The organism is Pseudomonadales bacterium (genome assembly GCA_013215025.1).
GTDB lineage: Bacteria > Pseudomonadota > Gammaproteobacteria > Pseudomonadales > DT-91 > DT-91.
Genome location: JABSRR010000021.1, coordinates 1 through 18467, shown reverse-complemented (window position 1 = coordinate 18467; position 18467 = coordinate 1). Strand labels below are relative to the sequence as shown.

19 protein-coding genes, 1 tRNA gene and 1 other RNA gene are annotated in these 18467 nt (G+C 46.7%); 17 read left to right on the top strand and 4 right to left on the bottom strand.

Annotation, left to right across the window (positions count from 1 at the left end):
• From glmM to HRU21_02980, 13 genes are all read left to right on the top strand, one after another.
• On the top strand, positions 1-627 hold a 627-nt coding region (gene glmM, locus HRU21_03040; GenBank protein ID NRA41265.1), incomplete at its 5' end, for a phosphoglucosamine mutase.
• A 61-nt stretch (positions 628-688) separates the two neighbouring features.
• Positions 689-1459, top strand: coding sequence for a triose-phosphate isomerase (locus HRU21_03035; GenBank protein ID NRA41264.1), 771 nt, complete (start codon positions 689-691; stop codon positions 1457-1459).
• A gap of 30 nt (positions 1460-1489) precedes the next feature.
• Complete coding sequence (gene secG, locus HRU21_03030; GenBank protein ID NRA41263.1) at positions 1490-1900, top strand: preprotein translocase subunit SecG; 411 nt, start codon at positions 1490-1492, stop codon at positions 1898-1900.
• An 8-nt stretch (positions 1901-1908) separates the two neighbouring features.
• A tRNA-Leu gene (locus HRU21_03025) sits at positions 1909-1994 on the top strand.
• 259 nt (positions 1995-2253) lie between these two features.
• Entirely contained in the window at positions 2254-2724 is a 471-nt protein-coding gene (rimP, locus tag HRU21_03020) for a ribosome maturation factor RimP (GenBank protein ID NRA41262.1), read from the top strand.
• A 46-nt stretch (positions 2725-2770) separates the two neighbouring features.
• Positions 2771-4264, top strand: a complete 1494-nt coding sequence (nusA, locus tag HRU21_03015) for a transcription termination/antitermination protein NusA (protein ID NRA41261.1) — start codon at positions 2771-2773, stop codon at positions 4262-4264.
• A 34-nt stretch (positions 4265-4298) separates the two neighbouring features.
• Positions 4299-7067 carry a translation initiation factor IF-2 gene (infB, locus tag HRU21_03010; protein ID NRA41260.1) on the top strand — a complete coding sequence of 923 codons (2769 nt, stop codon included), beginning with the start codon at positions 4299-4301 and terminating at the stop codon, positions 7065-7067.
• A 30-nt stretch (positions 7068-7097) separates the two neighbouring features.
• Entirely contained in the window at positions 7098-7529 is a 432-nt protein-coding gene (rbfA, locus tag HRU21_03005) for a 30S ribosome-binding factor RbfA (protein ID NRA41259.1), read from the top strand.
• A gap of 50 nt (positions 7530-7579) precedes the next feature.
• The gene (gene truB / locus HRU21_03000; GenBank protein ID NRA41258.1) at positions 7580-8515 is read left to right on the top strand and encodes a tRNA pseudouridine(55) synthase TruB; all 936 of its coding nucleotides are present in this window, start codon (positions 7580-7582) and stop codon (positions 8513-8515) included.
• 91 nt (positions 8516-8606) lie between these two features.
• The gene (rpsO, locus tag HRU21_02995) at positions 8607-8876 is read left to right on the top strand and encodes a 30S ribosomal protein S15 (GenBank protein NRA41257.1); all 270 of its coding nucleotides are present in this window, start codon (positions 8607-8609) and stop codon (positions 8874-8876) included.
• A 236-nt stretch (positions 8877-9112) separates the two neighbouring features.
• The gene (gene pnp, locus HRU21_02990; GenBank protein NRA41256.1) at positions 9113-11248 is read left to right on the top strand and encodes a polyribonucleotide nucleotidyltransferase; all 2136 of its coding nucleotides are present in this window, start codon (positions 9113-9115) and stop codon (positions 11246-11248) included.
• A 143-nt stretch (positions 11249-11391) separates the two neighbouring features.
• Positions 11392-11898, top strand: coding sequence for a hypothetical protein (locus HRU21_02985; protein ID NRA41255.1), 507 nt, complete (start codon positions 11392-11394; stop codon positions 11896-11898).
• Positions 11899-12158: 260 nt separating this feature from the next.
• Positions 12159-12368, top strand: a complete 210-nt coding sequence (locus tag HRU21_02980) for a cold-shock protein (protein NRA41254.1) — start codon at positions 12159-12161, stop codon at positions 12366-12368.
• Between the two features lie 112 nt (positions 12369-12480).
• Here the strand turns inward: HRU21_02980 and HRU21_02975 are convergent, their stop codons facing one another.
• The 4 genes from HRU21_02975 to HRU21_02960 form a co-directional block, all read right to left on the bottom strand.
• Positions 12481-13149, bottom strand: coding sequence for a 5-formyltetrahydrofolate cyclo-ligase (locus HRU21_02975; GenBank protein ID NRA41253.1), 669 nt, complete (start codon positions 13147-13149; stop codon positions 12481-12483).
• 160 nt (positions 13150-13309) lie between these two features.
• Positions 13310-13490: non-coding RNA, 6S RNA (gene ssrS, locus HRU21_02970), on the bottom strand.
• Between the two features lie 91 nt (positions 13491-13581).
• A complete protein-coding gene (locus HRU21_02965; protein NRA41252.1) occupies positions 13582-13893 on the bottom strand; it encodes a cell division protein ZapA in 312 nt (103 codons plus the stop codon).
• Entirely contained in the window at positions 13890-14099 is a 210-nt protein-coding gene (locus HRU21_02960) for a TIGR02449 family protein (protein NRA41251.1), read from the bottom strand. The genes HRU21_02965 and HRU21_02960 overlap by 4 nt, the downstream gene beginning before the upstream one ends.
• Before the next feature lie 164 nt (positions 14100-14263).
• Here HRU21_02960 and HRU21_02955 point away from each other — a divergent pair, with 164 nt between their 5' ends.
• The 4 genes from HRU21_02955 to HRU21_02940 form a co-directional block, all read left to right on the top strand.
• Positions 14264-14920, top strand: coding sequence for a UPF0149 family protein (locus tag HRU21_02955; protein ID NRA41250.1), 657 nt, complete (start codon positions 14264-14266; stop codon positions 14918-14920).
• 12 nt (positions 14921-14932) lie between these two features.
• Entirely contained in the window at positions 14933-16267 is a 1335-nt protein-coding gene (pepP, locus tag HRU21_02950) for a Xaa-Pro aminopeptidase (protein ID NRA41249.1), read from the top strand.
• The gene (ubiH, locus tag HRU21_02945; GenBank protein NRA41248.1) at positions 16257-17480 is read left to right on the top strand and encodes a 2-octaprenyl-6-methoxyphenyl hydroxylase; all 1224 of its coding nucleotides are present in this window, start codon (positions 16257-16259) and stop codon (positions 17478-17480) included. The genes pepP and ubiH overlap by 11 nt, the downstream gene beginning before the upstream one ends.
• A 1-nt stretch (position 17481) precedes the next feature.
• The coding region (locus HRU21_02940) for a UbiH/UbiF/VisC/COQ6 family ubiquinone biosynthesis hydroxylase (GenBank protein ID NRA41247.1) at positions 17482-18467 on the top strand (986 nt) is incomplete at its 3' end.

Below are 18467 nucleotides of genomic sequence, written 5' to 3'. Positions count from 1 at the left end.
TTCGATGGCGATGGTGACAGGTTGCTATTTGTTGATGCCTCGGGTCGTTTAGTTGACGGTGACGAGCTGCTGTATATTATCGCCTCGCAAAAAACTGAATTAGCCGCTGAAGCTAGGGGGGTTGTAGGTACCTTAATGACCAACCTTGGCGTTGAGTTGGCGTTGAAAGAGATTGGTTTTGGCTTTGCGCGCGCACAAGTTGGTGACCGTTATGTTAAGCAGCTGATGCTAGAAAAAGGCTGGTTGCTGGGTGGTGAGTCATCAGGCCATATTATTGCCGCTGATGTGACCACAACCGGCGATGGTATTGTGGCTGCGCTGCAGGTGCTGTTGGCTCTAGCGCGCAGTGGCAAAACATTGGCACAGTTGCTTGCGCCGGTGCAAAAATTTCCTCAGCATATGATTAATGTGACTGTTCAAGATAAACACCATATAGCTTCGCTTGATCCGGTTAAATCAGCCATTGCTGCGATCGAAGATGAGCTGGCAGGTCGCGGTAGAGTTTTGCTTCGGCCCTCCGGTACAGAGCCTGTCGTCAGAGTCATGGTTGAAGGGGAAGCTGAGGCACAGGTCAAAGACTGTGCTGCTCGTCTGGCCATGATTGTCGAAGAGTATGGTAATAAATAAGTCATTGCTTGTAACTTGATAACTTAATCGTTAATATTGGCGGCCATTTTTAGGGGGCTCTATGGCGCAGTCATTAGTCATCGGTAATTGGAAAATGCACGGCAGTCTGAGTCAAAATCAGCAGCTAATCGAATCCATTGCCGAACAAATGTTTGAACTGGACACGGTTAAGCTTGCAGTTTGTCCGCCTGATATCTATCTTGCTCAGATATTGCTTGAGCTTGATGCTAATGAGCTACCGATTGCGCTGGGTGCACAGAATGTTTGTGCAGAGTCGCCAGATTCTGGGGCTTTTACTGGCGAATGCTCGGCGGCAATGCTGGCTGATCTTGATGTAAGTTATGCCTTGGTTGGTCATTCAGAACGTCGTCAATATTATGCTGAGTCGGATGCTACGGTGTTAGCTAAATTTCAGCAGTTGATTGCCAAGAATATTAGCCCTGTATTGTGCTTAGGTGAAAATTTAGCACAACGAGAAGCTGGCGATACCTTGGCCGTGGTTAAGCAGCAACTTTGCGCTGTTTTTGATGCTGTTGATATTGATGCTATGCAGCATTCAGTCATCGCCTATGAGCCGGTATGGGCGATAGGTACAGGTAAAACAGCGACTCCAGCGCAAGCTCAAGAAGTGCATGCGTTTATTAGAGAGCAGATCGCGAACTACTCGCCAGCTGCGGCTGAGCAGATTTCGCTTTTATATGGCGGTAGTGTAAAGGCAGACAATGCGGCTGACTTATTTGCTCAAGCCGATATTGATGGGGCCTTGGTCGGCGGCGCAGCGTTAAATGCTGATCAGTTTTTGAAGATTGCAAAAGCGGCTGAATCCGCTTGAGCAGACTATAGATATACTTTGGATTTTTAGATGTTAGAACAAGTTATTTTAATCGTTCATGTTTTGGCAGCAATCTTAATTGTTGGTTTAATATTACTGCAACAAGGTAAAGGTGCTGATGCAGGCGCATCATTCGGTGGTGGCGCCTCGGGTACGGTATTTGGTGTGCAGGGCAGTGGCAATGTTCTGACTCAGTGGACGTCAATTTTAGCGGCCTTATTTTTTGCCACTAGCTTGGGTTTGGCTTACTACGCCAAACAGCAGTCTAGCCTTACCGACGAATTAATCATAGATGTGCCTGCTGTAGAGTCGGTGCAATCAGAGTTAGGTGATGGTGAGGTGCCAGTGCTCGAAGCAGTGCCGGCAGAGCCAGCAAGCGTTGACGAAATTCCGGCGCTTGATTCAGGTGCTGCAGTGGGCGAGGATATTCCGCAGCCATAATGTGTTTTGCTCAGGTGGTGGAATTGGTAGACACGCTATCTTGAGGGGGTAGTGGCCTTTGGCCGTGCGGGTTCAAGTCCCGCTCTGAGCACCATTTTTCTTGACCCAGTTTTGACGCGTAGCTATAATTCGCGCCAAGTTTCAGTCTTGTTTTCGTCTAGTGAATGACAACCAGCAAGACCGTAGTAATTGGAGCCCAAGCGGGCTTTTTTTGTAACTTTTTTTTGATGCAAACAAGATATTGTATTTAAAATCAATAACTTGTTTGAGTTTAAAAATGGGCCTCGTGCCCATTTTTTGTTTCTTGATTAGGCAATGTGCAGCTTAGTTAAGTGCTTGCTTAGGAATATAATGTGGCAACAGTTGACAGTATTCGCACGCTAATTGCGCCATCCATTGAGGCGCTGGGTTATGAGCTATGGGGCTTAGAACTTATATCGGCTGGTAAATATACCACCTTGCGTGTTTATATTGAGAGCAGTAAAGGGATTACGGTTGACGATTGCGCCGCAGTCAGTCACCAGCTTAGTGGTGTGCTTGATGTCGAAGATCCAATTACTAGTCGCTATACCTTAGAGGTTTCATCGCCTGGCGTAGATCGACTACTTTTTAGTAAGGCGCAGTTTGAGCAATACATTGGTCAATTTATTCGTATTCGCTTGCATGTGCCGTTTGAAAATAGGCGAAAATTTGCCGGGGTGTTAACCGGTATTGAGGGTGATGAACTAGTCTTACTGGTTGATCAGTCAGAATATCTCTTGCCGCTTGAGGCAATAGATAAGGCGCAGCTTGATACGACCGTTGTGGTGTCGGCGAAGTCATAAGATTTTATTAAAGATGTAACAGGAATGTGCTGAGAGAGGCAGTGCTATGAGTAAAGAAATACTGTTAGTTGCAGAAGCGGTTTCAAATGAAAAAGGCGTTGAAAAAGGCTTAATTTTTGAAGCGATAGAACAAGCCTTGGCTATGGCAACTAAAAAGCGCTATGAGGAAGATTCAGATATTGTCGTCAATATTGATCAGGCTACTGGCGATTATGAAACTTTTCGCCGTTGGTCAGTGGTGTCTGATGAAGACCCTGCGATTTTAGGCGTCGAAATTTATGCTGAAGAAGCAAAAGCAGACTTCGGCAAAGATATGACGGTTGGTGAAGTTCATCAAATTCAAGTGGAAAATATTGATTTTGGCCGGATTGCTGCACAAACAGCGAAGCAAGTGATTGTGCAGAAAGTTCGTGAAGCAGAACGCGCTAAGGTTGTTGCACAATACGAAGGTCGTGTTGGTGAACTTATTAATGGCACCATCAAGAAGGTGACGCGAGATAATATCATTGTAGATCTTGGTAATAATGCTGAGGGCTTACTACCAAAATCAGAATTAGTCGGTCGCGAAATTTTCAGAATGGGTGACAGAGTCAGAGCGATTCTTAATGAAGTTGCCCCAGACAACCGAGGCCCACAGCTCATCCTAAGTCGCGCTTGCTCAGAAATGTTAGTTGAGCTGTTTAAAATCGAAGTGCCTGAAATCGGTGAAGAAACCATCGAAATTAAGTCTGCTGCTCGTGATCCGGGTAGCCGAGCTAAAATTGCTGTAAAAACTAACGATGGCCGAATGGATCCCGTGGGTGCCTGTGTGGGTATGCGCGGTGCTCGCGTTCAAGCTGTATCTGGTGAGTTAAATAATGAGCGTGTAGATATTATCCTTTGGGATGAAAACCCTGCGCAGTTAGTTATTAATGCCATGGCTCCAGCCGATGTTGAATCTATTGTAGTAGATGAAGACGCGCATGCAATGGATGTGGCAGTAGCCGAGGGCGATCTTGCTCAGGCGATTGGTCGCTCCGGTCAAAATGTTCGTCTTGCCTGTGAGTTGACAGGTTGGAAGATCAACGTGATGAGCGTTGAAGAGTGGAATGATAAGCAGCAAGAAGAATCAGGAGAAGTGATTCAGGTCTTTATGCAGGCGCTTGATGTCGATGAAGATTTAGCTGAGGTGTTAGCTGAGGAAGGCTTCACTACCTTAGAAGAAGTTGCCTATGTACCACTCGAGGAAATGCTGGCGATAGAAGGATTTGATCAAGAAATTGCCGAGGAGCTTCGTTCTCGCGCCAAAGATGCCTTGTTAACTCAAGCCATTGCCAGTGAAGAAAAGCTAGAAAGTTCTGAGCCAGCTGAAGACTTATTGACCATGGATGGCATGGATAAACACTTAGCTTTTGTCTTGGCATCACGCGGCATTGTTACCATGGAAGACCTAGCAGAGCAGGCTATTGAAGATTTAATCGATATTGAAGAAATTGACGAAGAGCGAGCGGGCACCTTGATTATGACCGCACGTGCACCTTGGTTTGAAGGTGAAGACTAATCCAGGTCAAGTGACCTAACGGAGAGCTTAACGAATGGCAGAAGTAACAGTTAAACAGTTATCAGAGACGGTGGGAACCCCTGTTGATAAACTGCTTACGCAAATGAAAGAAGCAGGTCTTGCGCATACCGCGGCCGATGAGGTTGTGTCTGATGAAGACAAGCAAACCTTGCTATCGTTCTTGAAAGGCTCACATGGCAGTGACACCGAGGCGCCGAAAAAAATCACGCTAAAGCGTAAAACCTTAAGTACCTTAAAGTCTACGGGCGGCCAAGGCAAGAAAACCGTAAACGTAGAAGTGCGTAAAAAACGCACATACGTTAAACGCGATGCTGAAGAATCTACAGGCGCTGCAACCGCTACTGTTGCTGAAAGTGATGCGAAAAAAGAACTTGCAAGCCAAGATGAAGCATTGCAAAAAGCACGCTTAGATGAGGCTACGAAAAAAGCTGAGGCTGAAGCGCAGGCAGCGAAAGAAGCTGAGGAAGCGCGTAAAGCTACGGAAGAAGCTGAGCGTAAAGTTAAAGAGGCAGAAGAAAAAGCTGCCAAGGCCTCAGCGGAAAACACAGAATCTAAGCAGGCGGCGAAATCAGCGCCGTTGAAAAGAAAAATTGACCCCAACGATCCTGAGGTTTTACGCCAGCAAGCTGCCGCTCGTAGAAAGGAGCAAGAAGAAAAAGAAGCAGCTGAGCGTAAAGCAAGGTTAGAGGCAAAAGCTGCTGAAGAAGCGGCGAAAAAGGCAGAAGCAGAAGCTGCAAAAGCGAAGGCAGAGAAAGAGAAAGCCGCTAAGCCTAAAAAAGCTGATGCCACCACGGGTGTAAAAGTACCGCTGCGTAAAAAATCAAATGATGATGATGATGCGCAAAAACCCAAAACCCGTACCACAAAAGAACGTGGCTCACGGGGTAAGTCTCGCGGCCATAATATTCATGTGCAGCTTACGGAAGACGGTGAATATGAGGCAGAAGAGACTTTACGCAGTTCACGTCGCAAAATTAAGCGTGCAGATGTCAAGTCTCAAGCCTTCCAGCAACCAACTGAAAAGCAGGTGCTAGAAGTTGAGCTGGGTGAAAATATCGTAGTTTCTGCCTTAGCCAGTCAAATGAATATTAAAGCTGGCGAGGTCATTAAAGAGCTTATGAAGCTTGGCGTCATGGCAACGGTCAATCAGAATATTGACCAGGATACGGCGAGTCTTGTGATTGAAGAGCTAGGCCATAAAGTCAAAGTAGTCAGTGAGACTGCATTAGAAGATAACTTGTTAGATGATTTAGTTTCTGACGAGGGCACGTTGGAATCACGTGCGCCGGTAGTCACTGTTATGGGTCACGTTGACCACGGTAAAACTTCGCTACTTGATTATATTCGTGAATCTCGCGTGGCCAGTGGTGAGGCAGGTGGTATCACCCAGCACATTGGTGCCTATCATGTGGAAACTGCCAACGGCATGGTGACATTTCTTGATACCCCGGGGCATGCGGCATTTACTGCTATGCGTGCACGCGGTGCAAAATCTACCGATGTTATCATTTTAGTAGTGGCAGCTGATGATGGCGTGATGCCGCAAACCGAAGAGGCGGTTCAGCATGCGCGAGCTGCTGGTGTGCCTATCGTAGTGGCGGTCAATAAAATCGATAAAGAGGCTGCTGATCCAGACCGTGTTAAAAATGAATTGGCAGCTAAGGATGTTATCCCCGAAGACTGGGGTGGCGATACGCAATTCATCGAGGTTTCTGCGCATACTGGACAGGGCATNGATGCCTTGTTAGAAGCTATCTTGTTGCAGGCTGAGTTACTTGAACTGCAAGCTGCGAAAGATATTCCTGGTCGAGGTCTGGTTATTGAGTCAAGGCTTGATAAAGGCCGAGGCGCGATTGCTACTGTGTTAGTGCAAAATGGTACGCTTCGTCATGGTGATATTGTCTTGGCTGGCGAAAATTTTGGTCGTGTTAGAGCCATGGTTGATGAAAACGGTCAGGCAACCAAGACGGCAGGCCCTGCAATACCGGTAGAAATTTTAGGTTTAGATGGTACCCCTGACGCCGGTGATGATTTCTTTGTCGTTGAGTCCGAGAAAAAAGCCCGCGAAGTGGCTGAGTTTAGAAACGTTCGAACTCGCGAGCAACGTTTAGCGCGTCAGCAGGCCGCTAAGCTTGAGAATATGTTTGCTAATATGGGCTCTGACGATAAACAGGTCTTGAATATCTTAGTAAAAGCCGATGTGCGAGGTTCTTTAGAGGCGATTCAATCTGCTTTGCTAGAAATCGGCAATGATGAAGTTAGCGTGAATATTATAAGTTCTGGCGTTGGTGGAATCTCTGAATCAGATGTCAACCTAGCCCTAACCTCAGGTGCTGTGATGTTTGGTTTTAATGTTCGTGCCGATAATGCCGCGCGTAAGCTTGCTGAAAAAGAAGCGATTGATCTTCGCTACTACAGCGTTATTTATGACTTACTTGACGATGTGAAAGCGGCATTAACCGGTATGTTAGCACCAGAGCTACGTGAAGAGATTGTTGGTATTGCCGAAGTGCGTGATGTATTTAAATCACCGAAATTTGGTCTTATTGCAGGCTCTATGGTGATTGAAGGTACGGTATACCGTAGCAAGCCTATTCGTGTATTGCGTGATAGCGTGGTAATTTACGAGGGCGAGCTAGAGTCGCTGCGTCGTTTTAAAGACGATGTGAACGAAGTGCGAAATGGCATGGAATGCGGTATTGGTGTAAAGAACTACCAAGATGTACGTGCGGGTGATCAAATCGAAGTATTTGACACCAAAGAAGTCGCGCGTGAGCTTTAATCTGCAGACCTTTGTAAGGCATTTAGCATAATGGCTAGAGAGTTTGGTCGCCCAGAACGTGTGGCAGATTTTTTGCGCAAAGAGTTATCGCAAATTTTGCAGCAGCAGATGCGCGACCCTCGTGTCGGCTTGGCTTCGATTACCGATGTTGAGGTCAGCCGAGACCTTGGTCATGCTAAGGTCTATGTCACCGTTCTAGGAAGTGATAAGCCAGATGATGCTCAGCAGGCAATCGCGGTGCTTAATAAAGCGGCGGGTTTTTTTCGCTCGCAAGTTGCGAAAGAGCACAGTATGCGAATTACCCCAACACTTCGTTTCTATTTTGATGAATCTGTTCATCGTGGTCAGCACTTGTCAGCATTAATTGATAAAGCGCTAGCAGAAGATAGAGCGCGTGCAGATGACGAAACAGGATCTAGCGATTCAGCTAATCCATCACATTCTGATCCAGATGCCGAGTAATGCTGTGCTAGCCTGCTCAGCCATTTCCCACCGGCAGTACCGATAGCACCATGGCGAGAAAGCGCCGCGGTCGCGCAATTGATGGTATTTTGTTGCTTGATAAGCCGCAGGGTGTCACGTCTAATCGTGTGCTGCAGCAGGTTAAGCACCTCTTTAAGGCGCAGAAAGCTGGGCATACTGGAATATTAGACCCAATGGCCAGTGGCGTATTACCTATATGCTTTGGTGAGGCAACTAAGTTTTCGCAGTTTTTACTGGATAGTGATAAAGCCTACTCTGCCACGGTGCGTTTTGGTGAGAAAACGGATACAGCGGATGCTGATGGCACTATCGTGCAACGATGCGATACCGATCAGTTGTCTGAGGCACAGATTCAACAGGTATTACCGAGTTTAATTGGTGATATCAAGCAGATCCCCCCCATGTATTCAGCGTTAAAGCGCGATGGTCAGCCCTTGTATAAGTTAGCCAGGCAAGGCATTGAAGTTGAGCGTAAAGCACGTGATATTACAATTTTCAGCCTGCGCCTAGACAGTTTCCGCAACGCTGACAACCTGGTTGAGGCTGATTTTACGGTAAGCTGTTCTAAAGGTACCTATGTTCGAACACTAGCGGAGGATATTGCTAAAGCGCTGGGCTCGCTCGGGCATTTGACACGGCTGCAGCGAATCAAGAGCAGTGAATTCCTATTGTCAGAATGTGTCTCCTTGGAAACATTGCTCCAGATCGAGCAAGGTGGTGAACAGAGTGACTTAGATAATCTGCTATTGAGTGCAGAAGTTGCGGTAAATCATTTGCCATTAGTGGAAGTTACTGAGGAAACAGGGTATCATCTGCGCCGCGGACAATCTGTATTTGTCCCCAATGTGAAAACCTTGGGTCAAGTGCGGTTAAAAGTTTGCGGTGGCGATTTTATTGGGATTGCTGAGGCTTTAGACGACGGGCGTATCCAGCCACGTCGCTTAATTGCCGAAAAGCATGCCTAAGCAGTAACTTTGATTCGCCAAATACCCATAGCCTATCTGTAAATATGCACGGTTAGGCCGAATGATATAGCATATTAATGAGGAAACTAGCATGGCTTTAAGCGCAGCTGAAAAAGCAGATATCTTAAAAGATTACCAACAGGCTGAGGGTGATACAGGTTCACCGGAAGTACAGGTGGCATTGTTAACGCATAACATTAACAAGCTTCAAGGTCATTTTAAAGATAACAAAAAAGATCACCACTCACGTCGTGGTCTGATTCGCATGGTAAACCAACGCCGTAAGTTGTTGGATTACTTAAAGAAAAAAGATCAAGAGCGTTACGCTACCTTAATCGGTCGCTTAGGTTTACGTCGCTAATTGCGTCCAAGCTGCTTATTTAATATAAGCGCTCAAGATTAAAATCGGCGCTAGCTGTGTGCGAACATGGCTAGCGCCGATTTTGCATTTATAAGATTGGTAAATGCTTTACCCTCTTTTATAAATGGCTAGCACGGCTGTAATAGTGCACCAGAAAGTGCAGAGCAAGAAGGCACACATCTCTGCATGGTTGATAGAAATGAAATGATGAATCGTGTGCATAATGGAGAATAAACGTGAGTTTAGAACTAAATCCAGTGACTAAAAAAGTCCAATACGGTAATTACGAAATCACCCTAGAAACAGGCCGTGTTGCTCGCCAAGCAAGCGGTGCAGTGCTAGCGTCAATGGGTGGTACGCAGGTATTAGCAACAGTTGTTGGCGCGAAAAGTGCGGTTGAAGGTCAGGATTTCTTCCCGCTTTCAGTACATTATCAAGAGCGAACCTATGCTGCCGGTAAAATTCCAGGCGGTTTCCTTAAGCGCGAGGGTCGCCCATCAGAAAAAGAAACTTTGACTTCGCGCTTAATCGATAGACCAATTCGCCCACTGTTCCCAGAGGGCTTTAAAAATGAAGTTCAAGTCGTAATTACGGTTATGTCGGCTGAAGCGGATGTTGATCCTGATATCTTAGGCATGGTCGCCACATCTGCTGCCTTGGCTGTATCGGGTATTCCATTCAACGGCCCGATTGGCGCTGCGCGCGTCGGCTTCTCTGATACTGATGGCTATTTATTAAATCCAACTTACTCTGAGCTTGAGACCTCTCGCTTAGATATGGTGGTTGCCGGTACTACAGACGCAGTCTTGATGGTTGAGTCCGAAGCCGATGAAATGACAGAAGATCAAATGCTGGGTGCAGTATTATTTGCACACCAAGAATACCAAGCTGTGATTAAAGCGGTGCAAGCACTAGCTGACGAGGCAGGTAAACCGCGTTGGGATTGGCAAGCTGAGCCGGCCAACCAAGCATTGATTGATGTTGTTGATGCCGAATGTGCGCAGGCGATTGGTGAAGCGTACCGTATCACCGACAAAATGGAGCGCTACGCCGCTGTTGGTGCGGTTAAGGCTGCTGCGATAGAAAAATTCGGCGGTGAAGGGTCAGAGTTTGCTGATGCAGATATTGCCGATACGATTAAGTCGCTTGAGAAAAAGACAGTGCGTCAGCGCATTATCAATGGCGAGCCACGTATTGATGGTCGCGACAGTAAAACGGTGCGCGGCATCAAAGTTGAAGCCGGTGTTTTAGCCAAAACCCATGGTTCTGCGATTTTTACCCGCGGCGAGACCCAAGCAATCGGTGTTGCTACATTGGGCAGCCTACGTGACGGTCAGATCATCGATGGCTTGAACGGTAAAAAAGACGATCACTTTATGCTGCACTATAATTTCCCTCCTTACTCAGTAGGTGAGGCGGGCCGTATGGGTGGTGTTGGTCGTCGCGAAATCGGCCACGGTCGCTTAGCACGTCGTGGCTTGGCGGCAACATTACCAACGGTTGAAGAGTTTCCTTACACTATTCGAGTGGTCTCTGAAATTACCGAATCTAATGGCTCATCGTCAATGGCCTCGGCTTGTGTAGGATCACTAGCATTAATGGATGCGGGTGTGCCAGTAAAAGCGCCAGTAGCGGGTATTGCGATGGGGCTGGTAAAAGAAGGTAACGCATTTGCTGTATTGACCGACATTTTAGGTGACGAGGATCACCTCGGCGATATGGACTTTAAAGTCGCGGGTACTTCTGAAGGTATTACTGCCCTGCAAATGGACATTAAGATCGAAGGTATTACTGAGCAGATCATGGATATCGCGCTGAAGCAGGCGCAAGATGCACGTTTGCATATTCTTGGTGAGATGAACCGCGTTTTGGATAAGCCGCGTGATGGCGTTTCTGATACTGCTCCGCGCATGCACGAAATGACAATCGATAAAGATAAGATTCGTGACGTGATTGGTAAAGGTGGTGCTACGATTAAAGGCATTACCGAAGCAACTGGCGCAACCATCGATATTGAAGATGATGGTTCATTACGCATCTATGCGGCTAACGGCGAGCAGTTAGAGCAAGCTATCGCTGCGGTTGAAGGAGTTGTTGCTGAAGTTGAGCCTGGTACGGTATATCAGGGTAAAATTACCCGTATTGTTGACTTTGGTGCCTTTGTCGAGGTTTTACCGGGCAAAGAGGGTTTGCTGCATATCTCGCAAATTGCTCATGAGCGGGTAGAAAATGTCAGCGATTATCTGAGCGAAGGTGAACAAATCGAAGTGAAAGCGCTAGATGTGGATAATCGTGGCCGCATCAAACTTAGCCGCAAAGAGCTTCTTGAAAAGCCATCGGCTCAACCCGTTGCTGAGGGTGACGCAGAGTAAGCGGTTTAGCATATATGCCAACACAGAGCGTCTAGCCTAAAACAGCCCGATACCATTCTTAGGCGAATGTATCGGGTTTTTTTATGCGAGGCTTGTGCTGAATGGCAAAGAAGTCAGTAAATAAGATGTATTGGGTGAAGTAAGTGAGACAATTATCGGTAATCTGGGCGATTGTAGTAGTGCTAGGTGTGCTCTTGTTTGCCGTATTTCGTCTAGCGCAACATAGCTGGGTAGCGCTGCAAATGCCATTAGGTTGGCTTGAGTATAGTGTGTTGCTGATCAACACTTTATTTATGGCATATTCAGAGGGGTATAAAGGCTTTCATCTCAGTTTTGCGCCGCGCTTTGCGGCGAGAGTGAAATACGTTTATCAACAGGGCCAGGGTGTCCAGCTGTGGCTTTCGCCATTATTTTGTTTTGGTTATTTTGGTACCACAAAAGCAAAGCAAATAGTGGCTTTTGCATTAACCATACTGCTGATTTGCGTTATCGTTTTGATGGGCTATATGCCCCAGCCCTGGCGTGGCGTTGTTGATGCGGGTGTGGTTGTCGGTTTAAGTATCGGGGTTTTGTCAATGCTATATTGGTTGCTGCAAGAGTATAAGCAGCTTGCTTATTTGCATAGCCCTGAAGTGCCTCAGCTAAGCTAGGCGCTAAATACTTAAATCTAGTCATAACTGCCCGGTTTGCCCCGATTTAAGGGCTTAATCGCGATCCTGTCCTTGCTTTCGGGTTAAATTTTTATGACATCGGGGAAAGTGTTTGCTATTGCTGGATGCAAGGCATACACTTGCGACGTTAGTTTAGTGTCATGTGCGTCTTCTTGTGATTTTCGCGTTTAGAGTATTGCCATTAGAACTGGCAAATTTTAATTTAACGGCTTTAGCCGAAACACAAAGAGAGTATCTATATGTCTGAAAAAGCAACTGGCACAGTGAAGTGGTTTAACGAAAGCAAAGGTTTTGGATTTATTTCACGCGAAGGCGGTCCAGATTTATTTGTCCACTTTAGTAATATCAGCGGTAACGGTTTTAAAACTTTACAAGAAGGCCAAGCGGTAAGCTTCACCGAAGGTCAAGGTCAGAAAGGCCCGCAAGCTGAGAATGTTGAAGCGCTTTAAGCAATCGACTTAATTCTTAAGCACACCCAAGCAAGTAAAAACGCAGCATTCGCTGCGTTTTTTCGTTTAGGCTTGCGTAAATGCTGCACCTCAAAATATAGGCAGTCTAGTCCTATTTCTTGCTGTTTTTTGAACACCGCGTTGCGAGCTTCAAATGACGCGTAATTTTGCAGTTGATAAGCCTAGTTGGTGTTGCAATCCAATCGCAAGCTATATCCCAGGTTTGGGGTGCAAGTTGCTCCCATTGTTGCCAATCATAGCCGATGCCAACCAGCACCGGCTTATTAAAGATACGAGCCGCTTTGAAAGCTAGGTAGCGATCATAAAAACCAGCACCCATGCCCATTCGGTCACCCTGTTGGTTGAATGCAACTAGGGGCATGATCAGTACGTCTAGCGATCTTGCGCGCACTGATTGTTTGCTCGTTGGCGCCAAGATGTCAAACGCGTCCGTACGTAAATTTTTTGTCGCTGATGTTTGCCGGTATAGCCGCATGGTGCGCTGTTTGCGATTGATAATTTTAGGTATGAAGCAGTGTCTACCTGTTTGGATCAATGCTAGCGCCGATAGTTCTCCATTGCTGGGCATGTACAGGCCTATTTTGCTGGCATTATGTAAGCCGGGTACACGAGACAGCTGTCGCTGCACGGCAAGACTTTGTTGTTGGATAGTTGCTGCTCGTAACCTATGTCGCCGCCGCTGTATGAGATGTCGTTGGCATTGGCGCTCGTTTTCAAGTGCCAGCGGGCCTTGTTGCTGCGTCGTTGTTGATTGATTCAAAGGGTGGATACCAAAAGTTTAACGAGGCTATGATTTAACGTTGACTATGCTTTAACAGCAGGCTATGCCGTAACGACAATGAGTTATATATGCTGAATATTCTGATGAAATAATAAATAAAAATAGAATAGAAAAATATAATCGATTGAAGCGATTAAAATGACTCTCCGCACTAGCGGACCCGGGATCAGCCCTTGAACCCGACGGTTCAAGGCGGAAACGCTGCAAGCAATTTGGGTTTCCCGCTGTTGCGGGTATACACGCCGTTGCCCGACATTGTTCCCTGGGTATATGTTTATCGGCTCGAGGACATACCAGGTTCACGCATAGCTCAGAGAGCCACTGTTCTAATGTATCGCAAAATGGCTGACTTGGCCAGATATAAAACTTAAATAAAATGTTAGCAGGTTAAAAAAGAATAAATAAAAGCGTTTATATTTCTAGCTGTTTTAAACGGTGTAGCGCTTCGTCCAATTTATGGTGGCTTCTTTTTACCGAGTCTGTGGTGGTTTCGCTGCTGTCTTGCGTCGCGCTTTGCAGGCTCAGCAGCTCATGAGCAAGATTCAGTGCTGACATCACCGCGATGCGCTCTAAGCCAAAGATATTGCCTTTTTCACGCACTTCGCGCATTTTACAATCTAAATGACTTGCAGCGTCAATCAGCTGTTGTTTTTCTTCAGGGGCGCAGGCAATTTGATAATCTTTGCCAAGAATGTTGACGGTTACTGAAACAGGCTGACTCATGCAGTTTGCTCCATTGACTTCAACCGGGTAATCATGGCTTCAATTTTCGCGCGCGCTAATTCGTTCTTTTCGACCAAGCGCGCTCTTTCAAGAAGCCAGTTGGACTCTTTAGATTTTAACGCATGGTTTTCTGTGTACAGTGTTTCACACAGCTGAATCAATTCTTCAATTTTGCGTTCTAGGGCAATAATCTCTTGTTCATCCATAACTTAGCGATATTTTGTCATGTAAGTTCATGCCTAATATAGTGCTGAGCTTGGGTCAGGTCAATCGATCTCAGCTGAGATTTTTATCCGGGTGATATTTTTCTCAAACTTCATAGCAATTTAGCTTATAATCGAGACAAATTTCTACAGGCAAAATCACCCTTATGTCGCAAGATAGCGCGGATTCCGCAATGCCCTTATTGGATTTTGATGAAGTCGCTGATTTAATTCTGCAGCTTGGCTCACAAACCTCACCTTCAGAGTTTCACGGCTATTTGGTCGGTCAGCTCGCTGCTGGACAGCGCCCTGATGCGCAACCATTAAAGCGTATTCTGATGGAATGTCTCGATCTGCAGCATGAGTTTTCTAGCGAGCAATTCGAACAGCTGCGATATATTCATATGTCATCCCTCAACAGCTTGATGGATGAAAGCTTAAGTTTTTACCCTTTACTGGCCGATGATGATGACGAGCTAGAGCTACGTTTGCAATTAGTGAGTCAATGGTGTCAATATTTTCTGTCCGGTTTTGCGACGGTAGAGAAAGCAGTCCAAGATATTCCTGAAATCGTAAATGATGCATTGAATGATATGGCGGCTATTTCTCAAGTTGGCATCGAGCCTGACAGCCTTGAAACAGATGAGGATATTGATGCAGCGGAAGAAGATTATGCTCAGCTGGTTGAATATATTCGCCTAGCCGTGATGAATATTTTTATGGAGTATATTCCTGCCCCGTCACCAGCCAGCCCGAATAACGCTGAAAACCCAGAGGGCTATTTGCAAGCACAAGATTTATTTCAACAACGAAAAATTCACTAGTAAACATCAGCAATGAAAAATTTACCGGCGTCATTGTTCGCCAAACGACGACAAGCCCTGATGGATGACCTGCTGCCCGACAGTATTGCCATCATTCCTGCCGCCAATGAATTACTTCGAAACAATGATGTGCACTTTAATTTTCGCCAGGACAGTAATTTTTATTATTTGACCGGTTTTAATGAGCCAGAGGCCGTGGCTGTTATTATTCCTGGGCGAGAGCATGGTGAGTTCGTGTTATTTTGCCGAGAAAAAGATCCCACTCGTGAATTGTGGGATGGTTATCGCGCAGGTCAGGAAGGCGCGATGTCAGAGTTTGCTGCAGATGATGCCTTTCCGATCGGTGATATTGATGAAATTTTACCGGGTTTACTAGAAGGTCGTAGCCGTGTCTATTACGCTATGGGACGGCATAAGGAGTTCGATGCCCAAGTAATGTCTTGGGTTAATCGTATTCGTGCTAATGTGCGTCAGGGTGCACACCCGCCAGGCGAGTTTTCCGATTTAGATCACCTGTTGCATGATCTTCGTCTGTATAAATCGCAAGAAGAGCTCACGATAATGGCAGAAGCCGGCAGAATCTCCGCAGAGGCTCATCAACGTGCCATGCGATTCTGTCAGCCCGGTGTTTATGAATATCAGCTAGAGGCTGAAATCTTACATGAGTTTGCTATGCAGGGTGCGCGTGATCCAGCCTATGGCTCGATTGTCGGTGGTGGCGCTAACGCCTGTGTTTTACATTACCGTGAAAACAATCAGCCCTTGCATGACGGCGATTTAGTATTAATTGATGCCGGCTGTGAATACCAATTTTATGCTGCTGATATTACGCGAACCTTCCCAGTAAACGGTAAGTTCAGTAAGCCACAGGCCGATATTTACAATATTGTATTAAGAGCGCAGCTCGCTGCTATCGAGCAAACGCGCGTTGGCAAACATTGGAACGATGCGCATGATGCCACGGTCAAAGTGATTGCCGAAGGGCTGCAACAACTGGGCTTATTATCCGGCTCGTTAGAGCATATCATCGCGACTGAAAGCTACCGCAAGTATTATATGCATCGCGCAGGTCACTGGTTAGGCATGGACGTGCATGATGTTGGCGATTATAAAGTGCATGATCAATGGCGTGAGTTAGAAGTAGGTATGGTGATGACCGTTGAGCCAGGTATTTATATCCCGCTTGATGATCATTCTGTGCCTGCAGAGTACCGAGGCATTGGTATCCGCATAGAGGATGATGTGGCAGTAACTAAACAGGGCCCTTGGGTACTAACTGAGTCAGTACCTAAAACGATTGCCGAAATCGAATCGCTGATGGCCAGTCGAAATTCTGATGCAGCCTAAGCTTGAGGTTGATATCGCAATTATCGGCGGCGGCATGGTGGGTGCTAGCCTAGCGGCGGTATTACCTGCTACTTTCAGCGTTGCTTTGGTTGAAAGCTTTGCGCTGCCTGATACCGCGAGTTTGGCTGCTCAACAAACCCCGCCAAGCTTTGATAGTCGAACGACGGCCTTATCCAAAAGTAGTGAGCATATTTTGCGTAAGGCAGGAGTCTGGCAGAGCCTTATGCCAGATCTGCAATCGATTCAAGATGTACATGTTTCTGATAAAGGGCGTTGGGGCAGCGTGTTACTTACCGAAGCACAGGAAGCTATGGATCAGCTGGGCTATGTGATCGAAAATGCCAAGCTGGGTCGGGCACTGCTAGCGCAAATCGCATCACAGGCGCATATTCACTGTTTAAGCCCGGCTACTGTAGATCATGTAGTCGTTCAACAGCAGGGTGCTTTGCTTCATTGTACTACCCAGCAGCAACCGCAAGACATACAGGCCAAGCTTGTGATTATTGCTGATGGTGCGCGGTCGAATATTTGTCAACAGCTGGGTATTCACATCAGCCATTATGATTATGGTCACCAAGCCATTGTTTGTAATATCGCAACAGACAGTCCGCATCAAAATATTGCCTATGAGCGCTTTACCGAAGATGGCCCGATGGCGCTGTTACCGATGCTACCATCGTCGCCTGGGGAGCATCGCAGCGCCTTGATTTGGACGCTTCCCAATGCCAAAGCAGAGCGACTCAGCAAGCTAAGCGAGCAGGAATTTTTAAGCGAATTGCAGCAAAGCTTTGGATCCTTTCAAGGAAATTTTTGTCGCGCTGGCAAACGCAGCAATTATCCATTAAGTCTGAGCACAGCCGACGAGCAGCTGCGTAATCACATGGTTGTCATGGGTAATGCGGCGCATAGCTTACACCCGGTAGCAGGACAAGGCTTTAATCTGGCTTTACGAGATGTCGCGGCGCTAGTGCAGGTGATTGAAGAAGCTGCAGCGCTTAACCAAGCTTGGTATAAATTAGACGTGCTTGAAAACTACCTCAAAAAACAGCAGCAAGATCAATGGCTGACGATTGCTTTCAGTGATATGTTACCTGATCTTTTTGCTAACCCTTCAGCTTGGATGAAGTCCAGTCGCGCTGTGAGTTTAATGGCGCTGGAGCTGCTGCCTTCAATAAAGTCGCGCTTTGTTAATTTTGCCACCGGCTATCGCTAATATGAATAATCATCTCTCTTATGACATTGTTATTATTGGCGCAGGTATCGCAGGCTCTGCGCTAGCTTGTAAGTTAGATGGTTCAGCATTAAAGGTGCTGTTAATTGAGGCCGGCAATGCCACAGCCGTTTCGCTTGCTGCGTCAGACAGTGTCGATGACTTCGACCCGCGGGTTAGCGCGCTGACACAGGCCAGCCAAGCTTTCTTGCAGAACATTGGCGTATGGCCGGCGATGTTGCAGCAACGCGTGACAGCGTTTCAGCATATGCATGTATTTGATGGCGAGGGCTCAGGCCAGATAAGTTTTTCTGCGGCTGATGTTGCTGCAGAGCAGCTTGGGCATATTGTTGAAAATCGAGTAATCGTCAGCAGTCTGCAGCAAAAGCTGCAGTTCTCAACCAATGTTCGGCTGCAGCATAATGCCCGTATTAACCATATGGCTCGCTGTGAGAAAGGTTACCGTCTAACCATGGAAGATGGTGCTCAAATTGAAACGCATCTTTTAGTTGCAGCCGATGGCGCTAATTCTTGGGTGCGTCAGCAGGCACAGTTTAAAACCCGTGAATGGGATTATCAGCAAAAGGCTATCGTCTGTACTGTCAGCTGCGATAGTTCGCATCAGCATACCGCTTGGCAATGCTTTACTGAGCATGGACCACTGGCCTTTTTACCGCTGCAGGATCAACAAACAGACGGTCATTTTTATGCATCGATAGTGTGGTCTTTAGACACTGCTGCGGCTGAGCAAATGATGCAGTTAGGCGAGACGGAATTTATGCAAGCGTTAACCACAGGTATTGAGCAGCGCTGCGGTAATGTCACGAGTGTAAGCCAACGATTTTGTTTCCCGCTACGTCAGCGTCATGCAATCAACTACACCAAACCGCACTTAGCCTTGATTGGCGATGCCGCACACACGATTCACCCGCTTGCAGGACAGGGCATTAATTTAGGGATTAAAGATGCTGCAGTGCTGGCTGAAGAATT

Bases quoted from the DNA above. Each gene is read 5' to 3' on its own strand.
- HRU21_03035 (NRA41264.1), top strand. From the start codon at position 689: ATGGCGCAGTCATTAGTCATCGGTAATTGGAAAATGCACGGCAGTCTG.
- secG (NRA41263.1), top strand. From the start codon at position 1,490: ATGTTAGAACAAGTTATTTTAATCGTTCATGTTTTGGCAGCAATCTTA.
- nusA (NRA41261.1), top strand. From the start codon at position 2,771: ATGAGTAAAGAAATACTGTTAGTTGCAGAAGCGGTTTCAAATGAAAAA.
- rbfA (NRA41259.1), top strand. From the start codon at position 7,098: ATGGCTAGAGAGTTTGGTCGCCCAGAACGTGTGGCAGATTTTTTGCGC.
- truB (NRA41258.1), top strand. From the start codon at position 7,580: ATGGCGAGAAAGCGCCGCGGTCGCGCAATTGATGGTATTTTGTTGCTT.
- rpsO (NRA41257.1), top strand. From the start codon at position 8,607: ATGGCTTTAAGCGCAGCTGAAAAAGCAGATATCTTAAAAGATTACCAA.
- HRU21_02980 (NRA41254.1), top strand. From the start codon at position 12,159: ATGTCTGAAAAAGCAACTGGCACAGTGAAGTGGTTTAACGAAAGCAAA.
- HRU21_02965 (NRA41252.1), bottom strand. From the start codon at position 13,893: ATGAGTCAGCCTGTTTCAGTAACCGTCAACATTCTTGGCAAAGATTAT.
- HRU21_02960 (NRA41251.1), bottom strand. From the start codon at position 14,099: ATGGATGAACAAGAGATTATTGCCCTAGAACGCAAAATTGAAGAATTG.
- HRU21_02955 (NRA41250.1), top strand. From the start codon at position 14,264: ATGTCGCAAGATAGCGCGGATTCCGCAATGCCCTTATTGGATTTTGAT.
- pepP (NRA41249.1), top strand. From the start codon at position 14,933: ATGAAAAATTTACCGGCGTCATTGTTCGCCAAACGACGACAAGCCCTG.
- ubiH (NRA41248.1), top strand. From the start codon at position 16,257: ATGCAGCCTAAGCTTGAGGTTGATATCGCAATTATCGGCGGCGGCATG.